22 protein-coding genes and 1 pseudogene are annotated in these 22,696 nt (G+C 61.4%); 13 read left to right on the forward strand and 10 right to left on the reverse strand.

Annotation, left to right across the window (positions count from 1 at the left end):
• Nucleotides 1–25 precede the first annotated feature (25 nt).
• The 3 genes from B9A97_RS02480 to B9A97_RS02490 are packed head-to-tail and all read left to right on the forward strand — an operon-like array spanning nucleotide 26 to nucleotide 3,380.
• Entirely contained in the window at nucleotides 26–1,366 is a 1,341-nt protein-coding gene (locus tag B9A97_RS02480) for an NAD(P)/FAD-dependent oxidoreductase (RefSeq protein WP_084363501.1), read from the forward strand.
• Complete coding sequence (locus tag B9A97_RS02485) at nucleotides 1,363–2,160, forward strand: DUF1365 domain-containing protein (RefSeq protein ID WP_084363372.1); 798 nt, start codon at nucleotides 1,363–1,365, stop codon at nucleotides 2,158–2,160. Before B9A97_RS02480 ends, B9A97_RS02485 begins: the two co-directional genes overlap by 4 nt.
• Before the next feature lie 2 nt (nucleotides 2,161–2,162).
• Nucleotides 2,163–3,380 (forward strand): SAM-dependent methyltransferase, encoded by a 1,218-nt coding sequence (locus B9A97_RS02490; RefSeq protein WP_084363373.1) that lies wholly within the window; start codon nucleotides 2,163–2,165, stop codon nucleotides 3,378–3,380.
• 112 nt (nucleotides 3,381–3,492) lie between these two features.
• Here the strand turns inward: B9A97_RS02490 and B9A97_RS02495 are convergent, their stop codons facing one another.
• From B9A97_RS02495 to B9A97_RS02515, 5 genes are all read right to left on the reverse strand, one after another.
• The gene (locus B9A97_RS02495; RefSeq protein ID WP_084363374.1) at nucleotides 3,493–4,263 is read right to left on the reverse strand and encodes an SDR family NAD(P)-dependent oxidoreductase; all 771 of its coding nucleotides are present in this window, start codon (nucleotides 4,261–4,263) and stop codon (nucleotides 3,493–3,495) included.
• A gap of 108 nt (nucleotides 4,264–4,371) precedes the next feature.
• Entirely contained in the window at nucleotides 4,372–5,289 is a 918-nt protein-coding gene (locus B9A97_RS02500; RefSeq protein ID WP_084363375.1) for an ROK family protein, read from the reverse strand.
• 12 nt (nucleotides 5,290–5,301) lie between these two features.
• Complete coding sequence (gene nagA / locus B9A97_RS02505; RefSeq protein ID WP_084363376.1) at nucleotides 5,302–6,459, reverse strand: N-acetylglucosamine-6-phosphate deacetylase; 1,158 nt, start codon at nucleotides 6,457–6,459, stop codon at nucleotides 5,302–5,304.
• Entirely contained in the window at nucleotides 6,456–7,478 is a 1,023-nt protein-coding gene (locus tag B9A97_RS02510) for an SIS domain-containing protein (protein WP_084363502.1), read from the reverse strand. The genes nagA and B9A97_RS02510 overlap by 4 nt, the downstream gene beginning before the upstream one ends.
• Nucleotides 7,479–7,534: 56 nt before the next feature.
• On the reverse strand, nucleotides 7,535–8,287 hold the full coding sequence (locus B9A97_RS02515; RefSeq protein ID WP_084363377.1) for a GntR family transcriptional regulator: 753 nt from the start codon (nucleotides 8,285–8,287) through the stop codon (nucleotides 7,535–7,537).
• A 506-nt stretch (nucleotides 8,288–8,793) separates the two neighbouring features.
• On the opposite strand from B9A97_RS02515, the gene B9A97_RS02520 reads away from it, so the two are divergent.
• From B9A97_RS02520 to B9A97_RS02545, 6 genes and pseudogenes are all read left to right on the forward strand, one after another.
• The gene (locus tag B9A97_RS02520; RefSeq protein WP_084363378.1) at nucleotides 8,794–9,978 is read left to right on the forward strand and encodes a Gfo/Idh/MocA family protein; all 1,185 of its coding nucleotides are present in this window, start codon (nucleotides 8,794–8,796) and stop codon (nucleotides 9,976–9,978) included.
• A gap of 10 nt (nucleotides 9,979–9,988) precedes the next feature.
• Nucleotides 9,989–10,873, forward strand: coding sequence for a carbohydrate ABC transporter permease (locus tag B9A97_RS02525; RefSeq protein WP_084363379.1), 885 nt, complete (start codon nucleotides 9,989–9,991; stop codon nucleotides 10,871–10,873).
• Entirely contained in the window at nucleotides 10,870–11,730 is an 861-nt protein-coding gene (locus B9A97_RS02530; RefSeq protein WP_084363380.1) for a carbohydrate ABC transporter permease, read from the forward strand. The genes B9A97_RS02525 and B9A97_RS02530 overlap by 4 nt, the downstream gene beginning before the upstream one ends.
• Nucleotides 11,731–11,792: 62 nt before the next feature.
• Nucleotides 11,793–13,013, forward strand: a pseudogene (locus B9A97_RS02535) (ABC transporter substrate-binding protein).
• Between the two features lie 101 nt (nucleotides 13,014–13,114).
• Entirely contained in the window at nucleotides 13,115–14,239 is a 1,125-nt protein-coding gene (ugpC, locus tag B9A97_RS02540; RefSeq protein WP_084363381.1) for an ABC transporter ATP-binding protein, read from the forward strand.
• Between the two features lie 75 nt (nucleotides 14,240–14,314).
• Nucleotides 14,315–14,743: a hypothetical protein gene (locus tag B9A97_RS02545; protein WP_084363382.1), complete on the forward strand. Its 429-nt coding sequence runs from the start codon at nucleotides 14,315–14,317 to the stop codon at nucleotides 14,741–14,743.
• Between the two features lie 9 nt (nucleotides 14,744–14,752).
• On the opposite strand, the gene B9A97_RS02550 is transcribed toward B9A97_RS02545, so the two are convergent.
• From B9A97_RS02550 to B9A97_RS02570, 5 genes are all read right to left on the reverse strand, one after another.
• Complete coding sequence (locus tag B9A97_RS02550) at nucleotides 14,753–15,145, reverse strand: type II toxin-antitoxin system VapC family toxin (RefSeq protein WP_084363383.1); 393 nt, start codon at nucleotides 15,143–15,145, stop codon at nucleotides 14,753–14,755.
• Nucleotides 15,142–15,384 carry an antitoxin gene (gene vapB / locus B9A97_RS02555; protein ID WP_084363503.1) on the reverse strand — a complete coding sequence of 81 codons (243 nt, stop codon included), beginning with the start codon at nucleotides 15,382–15,384 and terminating at the stop codon, nucleotides 15,142–15,144. Before vapB ends, B9A97_RS02550 begins: the two co-directional genes overlap by 4 nt.
• 66 nt (nucleotides 15,385–15,450) lie before the next feature.
• Nucleotides 15,451–16,539: a D-TA family PLP-dependent enzyme gene (locus B9A97_RS02560; protein ID WP_084363384.1), complete on the reverse strand. Its 1,089-nt coding sequence runs from the start codon at nucleotides 16,537–16,539 to the stop codon at nucleotides 15,451–15,453.
• A gap of 1 nt (nucleotide 16,540) precedes the next feature.
• Nucleotides 16,541–18,010 (reverse strand): M81 family metallopeptidase, encoded by a 1,470-nt coding sequence (locus B9A97_RS02565; RefSeq protein ID WP_084363385.1) that lies wholly within the window; start codon nucleotides 18,008–18,010, stop codon nucleotides 16,541–16,543.
• 37 nt (nucleotides 18,011–18,047) lie between these two features.
• On the reverse strand, nucleotides 18,048–18,533 hold the full coding sequence (locus B9A97_RS02570; protein ID WP_084363386.1) for a hypothetical protein: 486 nt from the start codon (nucleotides 18,531–18,533) through the stop codon (nucleotides 18,048–18,050).
• A gap of 112 nt (nucleotides 18,534–18,645) precedes the next feature.
• On the opposite strand from B9A97_RS02570, the gene B9A97_RS02575 reads away from it, so the two are divergent.
• From B9A97_RS02575 to B9A97_RS02590, 4 genes are read left to right on the forward strand one after another with little or no spacing between them, the layout of a single operon-like run.
• Nucleotides 18,646–19,032 (forward strand): RidA family protein, encoded by a 387-nt coding sequence (locus B9A97_RS02575; RefSeq protein WP_084363504.1) that lies wholly within the window; start codon nucleotides 18,646–18,648, stop codon nucleotides 19,030–19,032.
• 19 nt (nucleotides 19,033–19,051) lie between these two features.
• Nucleotides 19,052–19,915 (forward strand): MurR/RpiR family transcriptional regulator, encoded by an 864-nt coding sequence (locus B9A97_RS02580; RefSeq protein ID WP_084363387.1) that lies wholly within the window; start codon nucleotides 19,052–19,054, stop codon nucleotides 19,913–19,915.
• A 46-nt stretch (nucleotides 19,916–19,961) separates the two neighbouring features.
• Nucleotides 19,962–20,738, forward strand: coding sequence for an SDR family oxidoreductase (locus tag B9A97_RS02585; protein WP_143530291.1), 777 nt, complete (start codon nucleotides 19,962–19,964; stop codon nucleotides 20,736–20,738).
• Nucleotides 20,739–20,769: 31 nt separating this feature from the next.
• The gene (locus B9A97_RS02590) at nucleotides 20,770–22,689 is read left to right on the forward strand and encodes a beta-N-acetylhexosaminidase (protein WP_084363389.1); all 1,920 of its coding nucleotides are present in this window, start codon (nucleotides 20,770–20,772) and stop codon (nucleotides 22,687–22,689) included.
• Nucleotides 22,690–22,696: the final 7 nt, after the last annotated feature.

The raw sequence follows: 22,696 nt of genomic DNA on the forward strand, positions 1-22,696 counted from the left end.
GGTGCATGACATGGCCGCAGAAAGCATGACGACTTTTTCCACGAAACGCAGGGTCGCCGTGGTCGGATCAGGCATATCCGGCCTCTCAGCCGCGTGGCTGCTGTCCCAGTCCATGGAAGTCGTGCTCTACGAAGCCGAGGGGCGCCTGGGCGGACATTCCAATACGGTCGACGTGAACGGACGCGACGGCAAGGTGCCCGTCGATACCGGCTTTATCGTCTACAATAACCGGAATTATCCCAATCTGGTCGCCCTGTTCGATCACCTCTCGGTTCCGACAGAGGCGTCCGACATGTCGTTTTCCGCCTCTCTAGACGGCGGCGCGTTCGAATATTCCGGTTCGGGTCTTTCGGGCCTGCTTGGTCAGAGAAGCAATGTCATCAATCCCCGCTTCTGGCGCATGCTGTCAGGCATCATGCGGTTCTACCGCGAGGCCCCTCAATATGTGGAGCGTGGCGACCTGGATGCCATGACGCTGGGCGATTACCTCGATGCCGGCGGCTATAGCGACGCGTTTGTCAACGATCACCTCCTGCCCATGGGTGCTGCGATCTGGTCGACGACCGCTTCGGAGATGCGGGCCTATCCGCTGGTCGCCTTCATGCGCTTCTTCGTCAACCACGGCCTCGTCGTCTTGAAGGATCGCCCGCAATGGCGCACCGTATCGGGCGGCAGCCGCGAGTATATCAAGCGCATCCTGGCGGATTTCCGCGGCGAAGTGCGCACCGGCGCATCCGTGGCGAAGGTTACCCGCAGTCCCGGCCAGGTGACTGTCACGGATGACAGCGGGCACAGCGATCTGTTCACGGATATCATTATCGCCACCCATGCCGATCAGGCGCTGGCGATTCTGGGCGATGCCGATACCGACGAACGCAACTTGCTCGGTGCCTTTGACTACACCCCGAATACCGCCGTTCTGCATTCCGATACCGCGCTGATGCCGCGGCGTCGCAGCACCTGGGCGAGCTGGAACTATATCGGCAATGCCGGCAAGACGGACCAGGCTCAGCTCTGCGTCACCTACTGGATGAACATGCTGCAAAACCTTAAGACGCCGGATCCTGTGTTTGTGACACTCAATCCATCCCGAGAAATCGCTGATGAAAAAGTCATCGCGACCTTCGACTACGCGCATCCGCTATTTGACAGCAAGGCACTGAAGGCGCAAAAACAGCTGTGGCGGCTGCAGGGCCAGCGCAACACCTGGTATTGCGGCGCCCATTTCGGCAGTGGTTTTCACGAGGACGGATTGCAATCCGGACTCGCGGCCGCCGAAAGCCTGGGTGGGGTGAGGAGACCCTGGGATGTCGCTGATGAGTCCGGCCGCATTGTGCTCGGCCCGAAACTGATGGCCGCCGAATGAGCTGGACCTCTGCAATCTATGCCGGGGAAGTGGTGCACAAGCGCCATAAACCCAAAGCTCACACCCTTCGCTACCGCGTCTTCTCCCTTCTTGTCGATCTCGACGAACTGCCGGCGCTCGATAGGTCAGTGCGCTTCTTCGGTCATAACCGCCGGGCGCTGTTTTCCGTCCACGACGCCGATCACGGCAATGGCAAACCGGGCGAACTGAAGCGCTGGGTGGCCTCGCTGCTCGGCGATGCAGGCATCGTGGTGGATGGCATGCGCGTGCGCATGCTCTGCTACCCGCGCATCCTCGGCTATGTCTTCAATCCTCTGACGGTCTATTTCTGCGAAGATGAGACCGGCCAGCTCAAGGCGATCCTGTACGAGGTCTGCAACACCTTCCACGAACGGCACACCTATATCATTCCGGTCGATGGCGACGCATCCGGCGCCATCCGGCACGAATGCGCCAAGGAACTCTACGTCTCACCATTCGTGCCGATGGATTGCCAGTATCGCTTCCGCATCATCGCCCCGGATGACAAGGTCCATGTCGCGATCAACGAGAGCGATCCAGAAGGTCCCCTGCTCTATGCCGCATTCAGCGGAGAACGGCAGACGCTGTCGGGTGCGGCGCTATTCAAGGCCTTCTTGACCTATCCCCTCATGACTTTGAAAATCATGGGCGCCATTCATTGGGAGGCCCTGCTGCTCTGGGCCAAGGGCGTACCTGTGTATCGACACAATAAGGCGGCCGCGGCCGTCGCAAGTTCTTTCATTCCGCAATCGACAGCGACCGGGAGCAAGTAATCATGAGTCACGCCGGAGACCAGATCTCAACCGCCCAATATCATCAAGCGCCCCAGTGGCAGAAGCTTATCCTGAAGTGGGCAGGCAGGATCACGATCGGCCGACTGCGCATCATCTTCCCGGACAACCACGAATATGTCGTTGAGGGAGACCAGCCCGGCCCGTCGGCGACGCTGCGGATGAACAATTCGAGGCCGGTTCGGCGCTTGATCTGGGGCGGAAGCCTCGGCTTTGCCAGGTCCTACATGGACGGCGATTGGGACAGCCCCGACCTCGTCACCTTCCTGGAACTGGCGCTGGTGAACGAGGAAATGCTGAGCACAATCGCCCAGCCCTCGGCGATCCTGGGCTTTCTGGCAAATCTCCGCCACAAGCTGCGGCGCAACTCGCGTGCGGGCAGCAAGCGCAACATCGCCTTCCACTACGATCTCGGCAACAGCTTTTATCTGACCTGGCTGGACGAGACGATGACCTATTCATCGGCGCTTTTCTCTGCCCCGGACTTGAGCCTGAAGGACGCGCAGAACGCCAAATATGATCGGATCATCGAGGAGCTCGGCATCGGACCTGACGACCATGTGCTGGAAATCGGTTGCGGCTGGGGCGGCTTTGCCGAGCGCGCGATCACCCGCACCGGCTGCCGCGTCACCGGCCTGACCCTCTCCCGCGAGCAGGCGAACTATGCCCGTGAGCGCCTGGGCAAGGCAGGCCTGGCAGGCCGTTCCGACATCAGACTCGAGGACTATCGTGACTGCAAGGGCACCTTCTCCAAGATCGTGTCGATCGAAATGTTCGAAGCGGTCGGCGAGGAAAACTGGCCGGTCTACTTCTCGCGGGTGAGAGAGCTCCTGGAACCCGGCGGACGGGCCATGATCCAGGCCATCACCATCGAAGACAGCCGCTTCCACGACTATCGCCGCAACGCCGACTTCATCCAGACCTATATCTTTCCGGGTGGCATGTTGCCATCGGTCAGCGCATTCGAGCAGGCCGCCAAGGAGCAGAAACTCAGTGTCGCCGGTCGGTTTGCCTTCGGCCGCGACTACGAGCGCACACTGCTCGCCTGGGACAAGACGTTCACGGCCAACTGGCCGAAGATCATGCCCCTCGGCTTCGACGAGAAGTTTTTCCGCATGTGGCGCTATTACCTGCACTACTGTGCCGCCGGCTTCCGCCGCGGCCGGCTCGACGTGGTCCAGTTCGAGCTGTCGAAGGGCTGACCTCAACAGGATTCCAGATTTAAAAATGCAATGTCCCGCCACCGGCGACCGGTGGCGGGACAAGTGTTTCTGGCGGTCAGCAACCCTGCGGACGCGCTGCCAGTCATTCGGATCAGCTCTTGCGCAGCATGCGCCGCGTGATGGCAAACCGCAGGCTCTGCGGCAGGCGGTGAAGGAACCGGATCGACAGCGCCATCTTCCAGGGAAAGATGATCTCGTAGCGCTTGGCATCCAAGCCACTGGCAATGCTGTCGGCGGCTTCTTCCGGCGAGATCATGAATGGCATTGGAAAGTCGTTCTTGGCCGTCAGCGGTGTCGCCACGAATCCGGGATTGATGATGCTGAGATCAATGCCCTTGGCCTGCAGGCCAGGATACAGCGCCTCGCAGAGATTGATGAGAGCCGCTTTCGTGGCGCCATAGAAGCCGCCGCCCGGCAGGCCATTATATCCGGCAACCGACGAAACGACCCCGATCTGACCCTTGCCGCGGGCGATCATGTCAGGAAGAACGGCTTCCAGGCAGTGCGCCGTGCCCATGATGTTGAGATCCACCATGGTCTTAAACGCCGCGCTGTCGAAATGGGAGATGCTGTCGCGCTTGTAGGTGCCGGCGCAGAACACGGCACGGTCCAGCGAACCCATGGCCTCGCGGATGGCCGCGCACGTCGCCTTGACCGCATCGAGATCCGTCACATCGAGCGGAAAACTGTGGATGCGACCCGGACGCTGGCCAGCAATCTCGGCGAGCGCCTCACCGCCGCGGGCGCTGATCGCCACCTGCCAGCCATCGTCTGCGAGCCTGAGGCTGAGCGCGCGCCCGATCCCGGAACTGGCTCCGGTAACCCATGCGACTTTCCTGCGATCCGGATTTTTCTCGGCCATGGCAGCCTCCTTGTGCGCGTTTGGTACGAAGCGGCTGCTTCGCTTGCACAAGAATAACGCGATAAGGCCGGCCTCGGATTTACCGCCGGTGATTTTGCTGGCGCCGAGTTATTCCTTCTGGTGGTTTGCGGTCAGCCCCAGCAAGGCCGCACCCAGCAATCCCGGCTCTACCGTGCAGAGCGCGGGAACCACGAGCGGACGATCAAAGCGACGCAATATTCTGGCACGAACCGCAGCATCGATTGCCTGCAGGAATGTTCGGGAGTTGGACAATCCGCCGCCGACCGGCACGATGGTCGCCCCCGTGACATTGATGACGAGCGCCAGCGGCGAGGCGATGACATCGACGACGATGTCGATGGTTTGCGACGCCTTCAACTCGCCCGCATCCCAGCCGGCAATGATCTCTTCGCTGGTGAGCCGCTCGCCATGCAGATGCATATGCAGCGTTTCCATGCCGCGCGCGCTGCAGGTGGCATCGACGCAACCCTTCAGGCCGCAGCCGCATTGAAAGCGGGGAATTTCCAGGGGCGGGTTGCCAGTACGTGTCGCGGCGACCGGTCCATGGCCCCATTCGCCAGCAAAACCGCCATGGCTGTTGATGAGGCGCCCGTCGATGACGAGGCCACCACCCACGCCGGAGCCGATGATCGCCCCGAACACGACGCGATGACCGCGCCCCGCGCCAAGCCCTGCCTCGGCAATGGCGAAACAGTCGGCATCGTTGGCGACGATAACGGGCAGCGCAAGCGCGGCTTCGAGATCGGCGACCAACCTGCGGCCGTGAATGCAGGGAATGTTTGCGACCGTGGCAGCACCGCTGTCTGGATCAAGAACACCGGCAATCGAGATGGCGATGCATTCGGGGGCGCCGCCGCTTTCGGCAATGGTGTCTCGCAGCACCTGCACGAAAGCATCGAAATCCTGCAACGGGGTAGGCCGACGCGGAAGCGGGCGGACATCCTCGGGCGCATGGGCAACCGCGCCCTTGATCGCCGTGCCGCCAATGTCAAAACATACAATCATCGATCCGCTTTCTCAGGCACGATAGACACAACGCCCGCCGATCCAGGTGGAGACCAGGTCGAGATCGGGCGTCAGCAGCAGGAAATCGGCATCGGCACCCGCCGCCAGATGCCCCTTGGCGGATGCGCCGATCGCCGCCGCCGGATAGGTGGACGCCATGCGCAGCGCCTCCTCCAACGGCAAGCCAATCACCTCATGCACGTATCGAACACAAGACAGCATGTCGATATCCGCACCCGCCAGTGTCCCGTCCGCCAGTGTCAGCCTCCCGCCCTGCCGGTAGACCTCACGGCCGTTCAGCATGAATCCGGTATCGTCGGTCCCGATGGTCGACATGGCATCCGTCACCAGGAAGATCCGGCCAGGTCCCGACTTGGCTCGCAGGGCAATGCCCATGCTGACCGGATCGACATGGAACCCATCGGCAATCAGGCCGCAATGCAGACCGGGAAGCGCAAGCGCCGCGCCAACCACGCCGGGCTCCCGGTTTCCAAGCTGGCTCATGGCATTGAACAGATGGGTGACGAGCGTCGCACCGCTCTCGGCATAGGAGAGCGCCGTCGTATAGCCGGCATCGGTGTGGCCAAGGCTGACGCGATAGCCGGCCTCGCACAGGGCTTCCACCTGCGCTGGTGTCACATTCTCAGGTGCCACTGTCATCAGCGAGAAACCGAAGCTTCCCGCAGCATCCCTCAGCCGCGTCAGATCCAGGTCGGTCATCGGCCGGATCAGTTCAGGATCGTGAGTGCCCTTGCGCCCGACTGAGAGATGCGGCCCTTCCAGATGCAGCCCGAGATATCCCGGCACGCGCTGTTCCCACGCCGCCTTGCCGGCAGCAAGGGCGCTGACCAACACGTCGCTGCGATCGGTGATCAAGGTCGGCAGCAGCGCCGTGCTGCCAAAGCGGGCATGGGCCGCGCAAATCGTCTCGATGCCCTCAAGGTCAGGCTGGTTGTTGAGGAGAACACCGCCTCCCCCATTGACCTGCAGGTCGATGAAGCCGGGGACCACCAGCAGGCCATCGGCGTCGATCCGGCCCACCCCGTGGGAAGACTGGCCAGCCGCGCCGAGCCCCGTCACCATGCCGCCCGCCACCATGAGGTCGTGGCCCTCGATCCACTGGGAACCGTCGAAGATCCGCGCGCCGGAAACCGCAGCCACATCCATCATTTCGTCTGGGTCACCTTGTTGAGCGCAGCCGGCGCATCGGGGTTGAAGCCGCGGGCGCGGGACAGTTGCTCGACGAAGCCGTAATAGGGCAGGATGAGCGCCAGCGCATCGGTGAGCGGATGCCCGGTATCCACGAAGGGCAACGGTACCGAACCCGAGGCCTTGCCGGAGGTGATGTAGATATCCGCTCCCTTGGCGGAGAGCCCGGCAGCGATATCGGCAATGGCGCCCTCGGCGCGGTCACGCGCGGCAAAGGCGATGACGGGAAACGCCGGCGCGACCAGCGAGACCGGGCCATGCAGCACCTCGGCGGAGGAATAGGCCTCGGCATGCAATTCGCTGGTTTCCTTGCATTTCAATGCCGCCTCCGCAGCAATCGCGAGCGTTGGCCCACGGCCCAACACATAGATCGAGCCGGCATCCCGGAACTTGTCGACAAGAACGCTCCAGTCGAGCTTGAGTGCGGCTTCGAAATCTCGAGGCAGGCGCGCGAGCGCCGCCCGCAGGGCCGGATCGTCAGACCATTCCGCGATGATGGCAAGGCCCGCCACGGCGGAATTGACGAAGCTCTTGGTCGCAGCAACTGCCTTTTCCGGCCCGGCCTGGATATCGATCGCCATGCTGGCGGCATCGCCCATCGGCGAGGGCAGCGTGTTGACCAGCGCCAGCGTCAACGCACCCGCATCGCGCACGGCCTTGGTCAGCGCGACGATATCGGGGCTCTTGCCGGACTGGGAAATGCCGATCGCCGCAGCCCCCGATAAGCGCAGCGGCGCCTCGTAGATCGAGGCCAACGACGGCCCAAGGGAGGCGACGGGAATACCCAGTTGCAGCTCGATGGCATATTTGAGGAAATGAGCCGCGTGATCCGAGGAACCGCGGGCAATCGTCACCACGACAGGCGGATCAAGCTCTCTCAAGGCCCTGCCCGCCTCGCGGATCGCTTCCCCTGATCCTTCGATCAGTCGGGCAGTGGCGGCGGGAATCTCGTTGATTTCCTGTCGCATCAAAGTCAGCATATTGGTCATTCCGTCCTGAATAAGCCCGCCGAACCGGCGGGTTTGAAACAATCGCCTTACGAGGCGCCGGTGGTGAGTTCGGCAACGAGGTCATAAGCATCGCTGCGATAGAGCGCGCGCGACACTTCCATGACCCGGCCGGTATCGAGATAGGCGATACGCTGAACCGAAAGCGCTGCCGACCCAGGCGGAACCCCCAGCAATTGCGTCTCGCGATCCACCAGGATGCAGGCCGAAATCCGCTGGTTGGCCCGCACCGGCCTGATGCCCCGGGCCGCAAGCGCCAGATAAAGCGAATCCTCCACCCTGTCGGGATCATCAAGGATGTCATCCGGCAGGCTCGTATTTTCAAGCGCGATCGGCATGTCGTTTGCCGTCCGCAAACGACTGATGCGCGCAACCCGCGCACCACCGGCAAGCCCAAGCATCATGGTTTCCTCAGGCGTGGGGAAATACAATCCGCGATCCAGCCAGATCGAGCCGGCCACCATGCCGCGCCTGCGCATATCCTCGGTAAAGGAGGTCAGCTGCGTCAGCGGCTGCTGCATGCGCGCCACCGGCTTGACCACGAAGGTGCCGGAGCCATGGCGCCGGACCAGCAGCCCTTCCTTGACCAGATCATCGATCGCCTTGCGAACGGTGACCCGGCTTATCCCGCCTTCATCCGCCATGTCCCGTTCCGCGGGAAGGGCATCTCCGTGTTGCAGCCGCCCGGAGCGGATCGCATCCTCGATGGACTGCTTGAGCTTCACATAGAGCGGACCACCGCGGGAGCCCTGGAGGGCGGACAGGCGCAAGGTGTCATTCATCGGGCGCCACCCGCCAAGGGGCGACAACGGGCAGATATGCAATGACTTGGTCTCACCGGCCAACCCTCTCCAATTCTGCCGGAAGAAATACCAGTTAGAGACCATCAAGGCAATCATTTTCACACGGGATATTGCCAAGAGGAAAATCGCCGCGAAATTCCACTGAAGATTCAGTGAATTAACGAAAAATCAATGGAGGTTAACGCAGTTTCGGATTTTTAGGTAGACGATTGGATTGTTTTTGGTATTGTTGTCTTACAGACCATGCAGCCAAGCATGGAGCATGGCTACGGGTCGCGAACAAACCAGTCCGCGCCGCGTTAGCGGCTGACAAACGACATGAAAACACGGGACATCAAGCAAGCGGCGATCGCCGCGACGAAAGCATCGATGCAAGTTTGTGAAAATGAATTTCATGATTTCTAGAAATTCATGAAATCCGGTTGACGAGCGCTGCATTTTGTCTCAGGTTGAGAAAATAATTTAAAAACGGGGAAGCTTTACGCATGAAGGTGGGCATCATCGGTCTTGGATTTCGCCTCGGCTATCTCGGCCGTGTGTTGAAGGACATCGACCCGGATTTTGAGATCGCTGGATATGTCGACCCGTCGCCGGCAGGCCTCCCGGGCTTGGCAGAGGCCGGAATTTCGGCCGGAAATGCCTATGGGACGCCGGAGGCGCTGATTGCCGGCGAGACCTTTGACCTCCTGATGATCGGCTCTCCCAACCATCTTCATCTCGAGCATATCCGAATTGGTCTTGAAGCCGGCCTCACGGTGTTCACCGAAAAGCCGATCGTGATTTCAATCGAGGAAAGCTATGCGCTGGCCTCGCTGCTCAACAAGCACGGCCACGACCGCCTGCTGGTTGGGCTGGTATTGCGCTACTCCCCGCTCTACCGGGATCTGCGCAAGGCGCAGGCCGACGGCTTGCTGGGCGATGTGGTGTCCATCGAGGCCTCAGAGCATATCAAGCCTTATCACGGCGCCTTCTTCATGCGCGACTGGCGCCGCTACGGCCGCTATGCCGGCGGTTTCATGCTGGAAAAATGCTGCCACGACCTGGATCTATACAATGGCGTGGTCGGCGCACGCCCCCGCTTCGTCTCGAGCTTCGGCGGCCGCAAGAGCTTCGTGCCGACCAACGCCCCGGAGAACCAGGGCATCAACGATATGGAGGTCTACCATCGCAAGCCGAGCGGCTGGATGGGCGCTGACAAGGTCTTCGACAGCGACGGCGATATCATCGATTTCCAGACGGCCATCGTCGAATATGAGAATGGCGCGGCAATGACCTTCCATACCAATCTGAACGTGCCGGACGAATTCCGCCGCTTCTGCGTCATCGGTTCGAAGGGCATGGCGGAAGGCGACTTCGTCCGCGGCTTCATGAATGTCCATGACGCGCGCACGACCGACCGGCTGATTTCCAACACCTATCAGGCGCCCTCGGCGAAATCTCAGCATTATGGTGCCGACGAACAGATGGCCGCCGATGTGCTGGCCTTCGTACAGAACGGCACGAAGCAGCCGGTATCGGCCATCGATGCGCTGGAGGCCGGCATACTCGCGCTCGCCATGGACGAAGCGCGCCTGGGCCGCAAGGTGGTCGACCTGAAGCCAGTATGGGACCGCTTCGATGCCTTGCTTCACGGCTCCGGGACGGCCGATCGTCCGGCCAGATCGGCCTGAGGAGCGGATCATGCTAGCTCGCCGAAGCGCTGTCCTCTTCGCCTGGCTCCTGGTCGCACCGGCGATCCTCTATATCTGCGTCATCGTTGCCTATCCGCTGGTCGACACCTTCATCCTGTCCTTCACCAACGCCTCCCTGCGCAAGGATACGGACTGGGTGGGCTGGACGAACTACGAGAAGATTTTCAACGACACCTTCGCCGGCGTCATCATCAGGACCTTCATCTGGACCTTTTTCTCGGTCGCCATCAAGATGATCATCGGCACCTTCGGCGCGGCGATGCTGAACTGCGCCGTGCCGGGTCGCGCCCTGTTTCGCGTGCTGACCATGCCGCCATGGATCGTGCCGATGGCCATCGGCATCTTCATGTGGGGCTGGATGTATAACGGCCAGTTCGGCATGATTTCCGGCCTGCTGCAGCGCTTCGGCTTCGTGGATGGGCCGGTCGCCTTCCTCGCCCATGGCTCCACCGCCTTCTGGGCCACCATCTTTACCGATGTGTGGATCGGCGTACCCATGGTGACACTCTACATGCTTGCCGCCATGCAGGCCGTGCCGCAGGACCTCTACGAGGCCGCCTGGACCGATGGCGCCGGCCGTTTCTACCGCTTCCGTCGCATCACCCTGCCGCTCATCCTGCCGGCCATGATCACCATGTCGATGCTGTCGCTGATCGCGACCTTCAATTCCTTCGACATCATCTGGATCCTGACCCAGGGCGGCCCGAACGGCGAAACCACCACGATGATCATCGATACCTACAGGACCGCCATCGGTTCCAAGAAGTATGGCGAGGGCGCCGCGCGCGCGGTCCTCATCTGCATCTTCCTGTCCGTGTTCTGCGTCGCCTATTTCCGTGTCACCAGCCGTCTGTCCCAGGAGGCCGCCCGATGAGCCAGGATCGCAATGCGATGATCCATCGCTACAAGTGGTATGAACTGGTGGGCATCTATGCTGGCATCGGCGTGTTCCTGACCTTCGTGCTGGCGCCATTCGTCGAAGGCTTCCTGGTTTCGCTAAAGCCGCTGAGCCAGCTGTTTTCCTCGCCCTATCGCTTCTGGCCCGAGAACGGCTCGTTCGAGGCCTACCGGACCATGTGGATCAGCGTACCGGGCTTTGCGCGCTATATCTTCAATTCCTTCTTCATCTCCACCATCGCCACGATCATCGTGCTGATCCTGGTCGTACCGGCGGCCTATGCCTTTGCCCGCTTTGAGTTCAAGGGACGGGGCCAGTTGCTGGCGGCTTTCCTCGCGGTCAACATGTTCTCGGGCGCCGTACTGCTGATTCCGCTGTTCCGGTTGATGCGCACGCTCGGCGTCCTCAATACCTATTTCGCCATGATCGTGCCCGGCGTCGCCTTCCTGATACCCTCGGCGATCTGGCTGCTGCGGACCTATATGCTGCGCATCCCGCGGGAGCTGGAAGAAGCCGCCTATGTCGATGGTGCCGGCTATTTCTACACCTTCCGGCGGGTGATCCTGCCAATCGCCATGCCGGGCATCGCGGTCGTCGCGATCACCACATTCATCGGCGCCTACGCCCAACAATTCATCTTTGCCCTCACCTTCAATTCCAAGACCGAATACATGCCGCTGCCGATCGGGCTCTATGCCTATTTCGGCCGGCAGGAAGTGGTCTGGAACGAGTTGATGGCGGCGAGCTTCGTCGGCATCGCGCCGGCGATGATCGTGATCTTCTTCCTGCAGCGCTATCTCGTCAGCGGGCTTACCGCCGGCGCGGTCAAGTGATGCGGCAATAACAAATTCGGGCCAACCGGACGATCCAACCTGTCAACAAAGGGGAACCTTCGATGAAAACCTCTCTCACAATGCTGGCCGGCGCGCTTGCGCTTCTCGCCAGTTCCGCGCTTCCCACGCTCGCAGCCGACCAGGAGATCAGCTAGATCTACTGCGGCGACAAGATCGACCCGATCCACGAGAAATACATCAAGGAATGGGAAGGCAAGAACGCAGGCTGGAAGGTCACGCCTGAAGTTGTCGGCTGGGCCCAGTGCCAGGACAAGGCAACCACCCTCGCCGCCGCCGGCACCCCGGTTGCCATGGCCTATGTCGGCTCGCGCACGCTGAAGGAATTCGCCCAGAACGACATGATCGTTCCGGTGCCCATGACCGACGCAGAAAAGGCAACCTACTATCCGAACATCGTCGACACCGTGACCTTCGAGGGCACGCAGTGGGGCGTTCCGGTCGCCTTCTCCACCAAGGCGCTCTACTGGAACAAGGACCTTTTCAAGGCTGCCGGCCTTGACCCGGAAACGCCGCCGAAGACCTGGGCGGAGGAAATCGCCTTCGCCAAGCAGATCAAGGAAAAGACCGGGACTGCTGGCTACGGCCTGCCCGCCAAGACATATGACAACACCATGCACCAGTTCATGCACTGGGTGTATACCAACAACGGCAAGGTGATCGACGGCGACAAGGTCGTCATCGACAGCCCGGAAGTCCTCGCAGCGCTCCAGGCCTATAAGGACATCACGCCCTACTCCGTTGAAGGCGCAACCGCTTACGAACAGAACGAAATCCGGGCCATTTTCCTCGATGGCAAGGTCGGCATGATCCAGGCAGGCTCTGGTGCCGCAACGCGCCTGGCAGCAACCAAGATCAACTGGGGCGTAGCTCCCCTGCCGAAGGGCCCCGCAGCCAAGGGCGAAGGCACGCTGCTGATCACCGACAGCCTGGCTGTGTTCAAGGGCAAGGGCGTCGAGGACAAGGCCATCGAATTCGCCAAGTTCATCACCTCGCCCGGCCCGCAGGGTGAATACGAACTGCAGGGCGGCGCCGGCCTCACCCCGCTGCGTCCTTCTGCCCAGGTCGACGAATTCGTCAAGAAGGACCCCTACTGGAAGCCGTTCATCGACGGCATCGCCTATGGTGGTCCCGAGCCGCTGTTTACCGACTACAAGGGCTTCCAGAACGTCATCATCGAGATGGTCCAGTCGGTCGTGACCGGCAAGGCTGAACCGGCTGATGCCCTGAAGAAGGCCGCCGGCGAGCTGGAACAGTACAAGTAAGCCTTTAGCATAGACGGCGCCGCGGGCCTTGCCGCCCGCGGCCTCCCTCATCAATTCTAGTGCCCGCCGCGCAGCGACGGGCAGCGTGGAGACGCAAAGTCGTGGGTCAGCTTTATCTCAACAAGGTGCACAAGTCGTACGGACACTTCGAGGTCATCAAGGGCGTCACCCTCGACGTCAGGGATGGTGAGTTCGTTGTCTTCGTCGGCCCATCCGGTTGCGGAAAATCGACCCTGCTGCGGATGATTGCGGGCCTCGACGATACGACCGGCGGCGATATCGTCATCGACGGCGAGCGCGTCAACGACAAGCCCCCCGTCAAGCGTGGCATCGCCATGGTCTTCCAGTCCTACGCGCTTTATCCCCACATGTCGGTTTTCGAGAACATCGCCTTCCCGCTGCGCGTGGAAGGGATGGAAGAGGCGAAGATCAAGGAGAAGGTCGAGGGCGTCGCCAAGATCTTGAAGCTCGACCAGCGGCTGCAGCAGCGCCCCGGCCTCCTGTCCGGCGGCCAGCGCCAGCGCGTCGCCATCGGCCGCGCCATCGTGCGCGAGCCCAAGATCTTCCTGTTCGACGAACCGCTTTCCAACCTTGATGCCGCCCTGCGCGCCGACATGCGCATCGAACTGACGAAGCTGCATCGCGAGCTGAAAGCCACGATGATCTACGTGACCCACGACCAGATCGAAGCCATGACCATGGCCGACCGGATCGTGGTGCTCAACGCCGGCGACATTGCCCAGGTTGGCGCGCCATTGGAACTCTATCACAAGCCCGCAAACCTCTTCGTCGCCGGCTTTATCGGCAATCCCAAGATGAACTTCGTGCCCGTCATCTGCACTGCGGCAGGGCAACAGGGAATCACGGTTGAGTACCAGGGACAGTCGATCACCGTGCCGGTAGAGCCACGGGACGGCGTTGTCGGAAAGACGCTGACCCTCGGCATCCGGCCCGAACATACGCTGCTGGGTGCGGGCGACCTCAATCTGACCGTCCTGCCTTCGGTCATCGAGCGACTCGGCATCAACACGATCGCCTATGCCGCCCTGCCGACCGGCGAGCCCTATTGTGCGCTGCTGCCGGGCTCCGCTCCCGCCGAGGTCGACAAGCCGCTGGTCACAGGCGCCAAGGCCACCGATTGCCACCTGTTCGATGCCGAGGGAGTTGCCTTCGAACGCCGCATCGATATCAGCAAGCTGGACATGCCCGAATCCATCGCTGGCTGACGTCGGTTGACCCACATGCGTGATTGACAGTACTCCTGGTTATTTTATGCTTCAAATAACCAGGAGGAACAGATCATGCAGGATCCCCATTGCCATTCAAGCAGCATCCACGTGATGCGGCCGGCCGAGATAGCTTTCGAGATCATGTCGGAGGGGCTGAAGCAGGGTCAATGGACCTGGGGCAGCTTCGATCGCAAGGAGGTCGAGCCGGGCCTGTTCATGGGGCATTCGGTCTTCACCGGCAAGCAGACCTATGTGCGCTTGCATGTCGACAAGCCCCGGCTGCTGGTCGACTACGAAGTCGGTGGCAGCCCCGATGCCATGCAGTTTCGCAACATGTCCCGTGTCATTCCCGGCGCCACCCTGCGCATGGCGCCCGATAGCTGCGTCGTAACCCTTCTGACCTGGCGGCTGGCGACCCAGAGCGACGCGGAATGGACGCAGTTCGGGACAATCCACGAAGCGGAAATGTTCCTCATCAAGGGCTTGCTGAAGCGGGCGTAACCGGGCTGTTTAATCCTCCCAGTTCTCCACACTCAAATTGGGCACTCGCACAAACTCGCGCGTGTTGCGGGTGATCAGCGTTAGTCCTCGGGCGATCGCTTGGCCCGCGATCAGGACATCATATGCACCGATGGGCTGGCCGTTGACTTCGAGGACCGCCCTGACTTCACCGGCCACACGGGCATCCTCTGGGTCAAGCGCCAGCACGTCGAAACGCAGCTGCGCCACACGCTCCAGGTTTTCGGCGGCCCGCTTGCTTTTGTAAGCACCAAAATAAAGCTCATGCAGCACGACAGAAGGTAACCCGAAATCAGAGGGATGGTGCTGACGGATACGGCTGAGGACTGCCGGACTACCCTTCATGATGGCAATCACAACATTCGTATCCAGCAGGAATTTCATTCGAAATCGTCCAGACTGTCACGTCGTTGTGGCTGGGGCTGTTCCTCGGCAGCGCGCTCGAAATCCTCGTCGATTGACCCGACAATACCGTCTAGCCAGGCCCAATCATCAGGCACAGGCTCCAGGATGATCGCCGCGCCGTGACGACGGATTCGCACTTCTGCAGTGTCGAACCGAAATTCCTTGGGCAGTCGCACCGCTTGCGAGCGCCCCGACCAGAAAATCTTCGCGGTTTCCATATCTGCCATCCAGAAAAATACATATCAATGATATATATTTATCATCGGAAATGCAATGGCAGGTCCCTACCAAACCAGCCCACGCGCCGCCACGGGCTCCACCCGCGTCACCACGCCATCGCGGTGAAAAGTCATCGCGTCGAACAGGTTCGACACGACGCAGGTATGATTGGGCACGATGCGGATCTTGTCGCCAATGTCGGGCCGCTGTCCAGCAACCCGCGAAAGGTCGATGGTGCCATGTTCCTCCGAAAGACCCGTGATGACGGCATCGGGATATTCGACGATATGCCCATAGTCTGAAAAGCCGAGGAGGTCTGATGTGAGGGCTTTGGACCCAGCATCGATCACCGCCCGGTCAGGCGTCGGCCGGGAGACGACCGTTGCCAGGATATGCATGGCGCAGTCGTCCAGCGAGGCATGGCCGGCCCGCACCATCGCCCGGTCGTTATAGGCATAGGTGCCCGCACGATGCTCGGTCGCAGACGGCACGAGATGCGCATTGAACAGGCTGGGCGTACCGCCATTGCTGACGATGGGGCATTCCAGGCCGGACGATTTCAGCAAGGCAAGGGCCTCCGAGAGAAAGGCCTCGGTCTGCTCTTCACCATTGGGCTTGGGATAGGTCAGCAGGCCTGCAAAGATAAGGCTCTCGCTGCACGCGATCAGCGTCGCCAGTGCTGCAGCGGCCTGGGGGGTCTGGACGCCGCAGCGTCCGCCGCCGGTGTCACACTCCACCAGCACCATCAAGGGCTTGCCGTTGGCAAAGTAGCTTGAAAGACCCGATACGGTCACTTCGCTATCGGCCACCACCTTCAGCCCGTTGATGCGTTCGTTCAACGCCGCCAACCGCTCCAGCTTTTCCCCGCCGATGATGTTGAAGGTGATCAGCAGGTCCTCAAAGCCGGCATCGGCGAAGACCTCGGCTTCAGTGATCTTCTGGCAATTGATGCCGCGGGCGCCGGCCGCCAGCTGAGCCTTGGCAATTGAGGGGATCTTGTGGGTCTTGATATGCGGCCGGAAGGCCAGGCCATGGGCATCCATATAGGATTGCACCCGGGAGATATTCGAGGCCAGCCTGTCTTCATCGATCAGCGGCAGCGGGGTGGACAGAGAATAGATGTCAGCACCGATGGATATAGCGGGTCGTTCCATGTCAGGCAGCCTCCGTGCCATGGGCGTTTTCAATCATCGGCCAGATATCCTTGCGCGCGCGGCGATAGGGATTGGTCGCGGGATTGTTCGGATAGGGCGTTCCTGCGGAGCAATAGAGAATATCAGACGCGATCTTGGAAAAGGCGGCATAGAAATGATTGGTCGACTTGATGACGAGAATGTCTTTTGTTGTCGGATCGATGCCCATGGCGGTAAACAGCGACGGATCGTAGCTCTGCACCCGCACGGTATTCAGGATCACGTCGATGCCGTTGAACCTGATGTGGGCGGCGGGCCCAAATTCGGCAAAGCTCTCGCCAAACCGCATGGCGGCATCCGGAACCACCCGCACCACCTGGACAATGGCATCGATGGGATTGCCGGTTCCCGGCGCAGACTTGGCGCCGAAACGCAGCGGGATCTCGGCGCCCTCCCCGGCAGCAGCGCAGATCTGTACGGCGATCGGATCCCAGATCGTGCCGATCGCCACATTGGTGGCCCCACGCGCCATCAGTTCCGCGAGCACGACGGTGGCGTCTCCGGCCGTGCCACCGCCTGGATTGTCCCACATGTCGGCGATGACGACAGGTCTTGAGGACGCGGCCATCGCCCGGGAGACTGCCTCCTTCTCATTGATCTCGGCAACGCGGAAGGTGCCGCGCTTCGAATAGAGTTCCAGCCCCAGTTCCCGCGCCAGACGGGCTGCCTTGTCCGGCTGGCCGTTGGTCACGGCAATCGTCTTGGTGCCAAGCTCCGGCACATCACCGGCCATGAAGCCGTGAATGACCGATAGCGACAACACCTCGGCATCCGAGGCCTCGATGGCCATGAGCTTGTCGACAAAGGAGCGCATCGGCTCCTTTGAGGTCGGAAAGACGTCGATCATCCGGCAATCGAACACCGCCATTTCCGGCTTCACCCGGCCCTCCAGCGTGTCGACGGCGATCCGCCAGAGATCCTCGGCGCGATCAACGAAATCAGTGTGCGGAAATTCCTTGAACACGACGAAAAAATCCGCGGCCGCCACCCGTTTTTCCGTGAGATGGCTGTGCGGATCGAGTTCGGCGCAGACCAGCACCTCGGGGCCGACGATCTCGCGGATGCGGGAGAGGAAATCCCCTTCCGGATCGAGATAGCCATCGGCCACCATGGCGCCATGCAGGCCCAGCACGACCGCATCGACGGGAAGTGCCGCGCGCAACTGGTCGAGGATTTCATCGCGCAGCCCCTCATAGGCCAGCCGGTTTACAAGCCCGGCCGGGTCGGCCCAGGCCGCAGTGCCCTCGATCAGGGTCCAGCCCATTTCCGCCGTCACCTTGCGCCCCACCGTGATTGGCGCGGTGCAGAGCGTTGGTGTGGCCGGATGCTTGCCCGGAGGCGCATAGAGCGAGGCCTCGAAGTCGCGCCTGTCAATACAGATCGGCGAGAAGGTGTTGGTCTCGGTGGCAAGGGCAGCGGTAAAGATGCGCACGGATGGAAACCCTGATTATATTCGTCTCGGACGTGGCTTAACCCATGGGATTGGGAAGATAGCCGGTAAATCCGCAAATCTTCCAGCGGCCCTGGTGAAGACGGCAATAATAAAGCGTCTGCCAATGCATCGGATCGACGGAGCCGTCGGCCTGCTTGATTCCGCCATCGAACTTCTTGCGCACCAGGGCCGTCTCTCCCTCGATCTCGATGACTTCGAGCGTCGTCGTCCGAAAGATCGCCGTGCGCGGGTCTTCCCCATAGCTGCCCTTGGCAAAGTCATGGGCCTGGCGCAGCCATTCGTCCCGATAGGACTTGAGTGTGGGGAAGGCGAGGCTCCAGCGATCGGGGTTCGGCTGCTTGTTGCCGCTGATCCCCAGGAAGCCGTCCTCGATGAAATCATCCTCCACCATGGACCAGTCCGCGGCCAGAAAGGCATCGATATCCCGCGGCACCAGCATCTCCCAGATGGAGTGCCGGGCTGTATCGCTGGACGGAAAGGGATTCTGGAAGGGATCGCGCATCGCAGGCTCCAAAACTGAAATTCTTTTCATGAATGGCGTTTTCTTGTGGCCAAACTCGGTTTTTTATGGTCACTTGTCAACGAATAAAGAAAATCATTTGCATGGATTGAACATGACGATCAAACGTTATGGCGCCGAACAGGCTGGCGCCGGCGGCCAGCGCCTCCCCTTCGCACGCGCTGTCGAGGCAGATGGCTGGCTCTATGTTTCCGGCCAGGTCGCGATGGAAAACGGCGAGATCATTCCAGGCGGAATCATCGAGCAGACGCACAAGACCATCGCCAATGTGATCGCCATTCTGCATGAGGCCGGCTACGGCGTCGAGCATGTCGTCCGCTGCGGCGTGTGGCTGGATGACCCCCGCGATTTCTGGACCTTCAACAAGATCTACCAGCAGTATTTCGGCGAGCATCCGCCGGCGCGCGCCTGCGTCCAGGCTTCGATGATGGTGGATTGCAAGGTCGAGATCGACTGCGTCGCCTATAAAAAGCCCGCGTGATCGGTCCGTCGAGGCAGTGATGGATATCTTTGCGAAGATACAGGAAGAGCGGGAACAGTTTTCCCAGTCCGAACAGCGGATTGCGGACATCCTGCTCAATCAGTTCGAATTTGCCGTCAACGCCTCGATCATCGAACTCGCGGAGCGTGCTGAAGTATCGCCACCGACCGTAACCCGCTTCTGTCGTCGCCTGGGATGCCAGAGCTTTTCGGATTTCAAGGTCAGCCTGGCGAAAACAGCCTATGTCGGGGTCCGCTATCTCAATCCGGAAGCCAAGAGCCGGGAGCCGGCCGACGTGGCCACCGACATCATCACCAAGGCGCAGAACGCCTTGTTCCTGATGCACCGGGCACTCGATCCCGATGTGCTGGACAAGGCCGCAGAGAAACTGTCCCAGGCCGAAATGATCTATGCCTTCGGCTCCGGGGGCAACTCCTCGATGATCGCAAGCGAGATCCAGAACCGGCTGTTCCGTTTGGGATCGCGCATCACCGCCTGCAATGACCACGGCATGCAATTGATGCTGGCCGCAGCCGCTCGACCCAAGGATGTCATCATCGGCTCATCCTTCTCCGGCCGGAACGCCGAACTGGTACGCAGCTTCAACCTCGCGCGCGAAGCCGACATCACCACGATCGCGCTGACCCAGAGGGACAGCATCGTGGCGAAGGCGGCCGAACTCGTGGTGGGCATCGACCTGCCGGAGGGTGACAATATCTTTCGGCCGACCTCCACGCGCTTTGCCTATCTCGCGGTCATCGATGTGCTCGCCAGCCTCGTTGCCTACCGCAATCGCGATCGCTCGCTGGTGACGCTTCGGCACATCAAGCAACAACTGGTCGAGCATCGCGATGGCGACGACCGCCAGCTTCTGGGGGATTGATCTTGTTGTACGGCATGTTCGTGAACCCCAACACGGAGCCTCACCCATGAAACCGTCGATTGCCGTGGTGACGGGAGCGGCCGGGGATATCGGTCGCGCCATCGCCAAACGCCTGGGCGCAAGCCACGACCTCGTCTTCCTTGTCGATATCGATGAGAACGCGGCAGCAAAGGCCTTGGCAGACCTGGGTGGCGAGGCCCGTTTTCGCGCGCTTGCCTGCGACGTCACCGACCCAACAAGCGTTTCCGCAATGGCGAAATCCGTGATGGACGCGGGCGCGGTGCGGACGCTGGTCAACAATGCCGGTGCCGCACGCGCGGTCAGCCTGCACGACACCACGCCTGATATCTGGCGGCAGGACAATGCGCTCAATCTAGAGGCCGTGTTTCTCTGCTTTCGCGCTCTGGAGGACGGACTGAAGGAAACCGGCGGCTCGGTCGTCAATATCGCCTCGGTCAATGGCATGGCCGTTTTCGGCCACCCGGCCTATAGCGCGGCAAAGGCTGGTCTGATCCACCTGACCCGGCTGATCGCCGTCGAGTATGGCAAGTTCGGCATCCGCGCCAACGCCGTCGCCCCCGGCACGGTGCGCACCCAGGCCTGGGAAGCGCGCGCGGCGGCAAATCCCGATGTCTTCGAGGAAGCCAAGCGCTGGTATGCGCTGCGCCGCATCGCCACCTCGGAAGACGTCGCCAATGCCGTCTTCTTCCTGGCAAGCGACCAGGCCGCCGCGATCACCGGAACCTGCCTGCCCGTGGATTGCGGGTTGACCGCAGGGCAGACCGAGCTGGCGCATACCTTCTCCCAGTCTCCGCATTATTGAGAGCAACCTAAGCCAACAAGGGGAACCTCACGTGGCCAAGATCGCGTTCCGCCTCGAAAACTCGTGGCACAAGACTCAAGACGATCCGAATGGCGGCTTCGTCTTTACCCTGGTGAACCTGTCCGACGAGACCATCAAGGATTTCAAGCTTGCCTATACCTCGCTGACGCGGGTGATTGATCGGTCAAAATGCACCAATGCGACCTTCATCCAGCGCAATGCCAACTACCATCAATACGCGCCGCCTGCCGGTTTTGAGCTGAAGCCCGGCGGCACCTGGCGGTTCACCGTGGATGGCCTCAATCGCCCTGCCCGGCATCGCACCGACGGCGCCAAGTCGGCGATCCTGACGCTGCCCGATGGCAGCCATGTCACGGTTGCGGTCGATGATCTCGTGCTGGAAGGCGCGCCGAGCCAGCCGGCCCCGCCTTTGCTGCCGGAAGGCCGGGTGACCGAGCCGTTTTACATGCTGCCATGGCCCGCGGAAGCGGCCCTGACAGCGGGCGACGCCTTTCCTGATGCGCTCTATCCGGCCGAAGGAACGACGCTGGACGACCTCCGGGCGATCGAGGCAGTCAACCAGCTTTCCCGCCGCCTGTTCAGCGTCGGCCACATGCCGTTCAGCCTCGGCAAGATCGAGAACGGCCGCGCGATCCGGTTCACACAGGACGCGAGCCTTGATGCGGACGCCTATGCGCTGGACTTCTCGGCCGATCTCATCACCATCTCCCATAGTTCGGTGGGCGGGCGGCAGTATGCCCTGACCGTTCTCGCCCAACTGCTGCAGGGTGCCCGCAGCAACAAGGGCCTGCATTTCCCCGTATCCGGCAGCATCAAGGACGCCCCGCGTTACGGCTGGCGCGGCTGCCATCTCGACGTGTCGCGCCAGTTCTATCCCGTGGCCGATGTCTCCAGGCTCATCGATATCCTCGCCTGGTTCCGGATGAACGTCTTCCACTGGCACCTGACCGATGACGAAGCCTGGCGGCTGGAGATCAAGGCCTATCCGGAACTGACGACGACGGGCGCAACCCGTGGGCCGGATGCGCCGCTGCTGCCACAGCTCGGCAACGGCGCGGAGCCGGTGACGGGATTTTATACCCAGGACAACGTGCGGGCACTGGTAGCCCATGCCACGGCGCTGAACATCGACGTCATTCCGGAAATCGACATTCCCGGTCACAGCACGGCAACCCTGGTCGCCATTCCGGAGCTGGTCGACGGCCAGGAAGCACCCGACAGCTATCGGTCCGTCCAGGGCTATCCGAACAATGCCCTCAACCCGGCCATCGAGCTGACTTACGAATTCCTGGGCAAGGTCTTCGACGAGATGGTGACGCTTTTCCCGTCGAAGTACCTGCATATCGGCGGGGACGAGGTGGCGGCCAATACCTGGATGGCCTCGCCACTGGCCCGCAAGTTGATGGAACGCGAAGGCATCGAGGGGACCTTCGGCCTGCAAAGCTACTTCATGAAGCGCATCCAGCAGATGCTGGCGGAACGCGGCAAGCTGCTTGCCGGATGGGACGAAGTCAGCCACGGCGGCGGGGTCAATCCCGCGGGCACGCTGCTGATGGCCTGGCAGAAGCCCGAAGTCGGTCTTGAACTGGCCCAACAGGGCTATGATGTCGTCATGACGCCTGGCCAGGCCTATTATCTCGACATGGTCCAGGCGGAAGAGTTCCAGGAGCCGGGCGCCAGCTGGGCGGGCACCGTGCCGCCGCAGCATACCTATACCTATGAGGCCGTGGCCGAGTTTCCGCCGGAGCTGGCCCGCCACATGCGCGGCGTCCAGGCCTGCATCTGGTCGGAGCACTTCCTCAACCGGGACTATTTCAACCACCTGGTCTTCCCACGCCTGCCCGCCATCGCCGAGGCAGCCTGGACGCCCCGCGACAACAAGGACTGGCTGCGCTTTGCCGCCCTGGTCCGCCTGTCGCCGCGCTACTGAGGGGAGA

Source organism: Rhizobium sp. RU36D (assembly GCF_900176345.1).
Taxonomy (GTDB): domain Bacteria; phylum Pseudomonadota; class Alphaproteobacteria; order Rhizobiales; family Rhizobiaceae; genus Allorhizobium.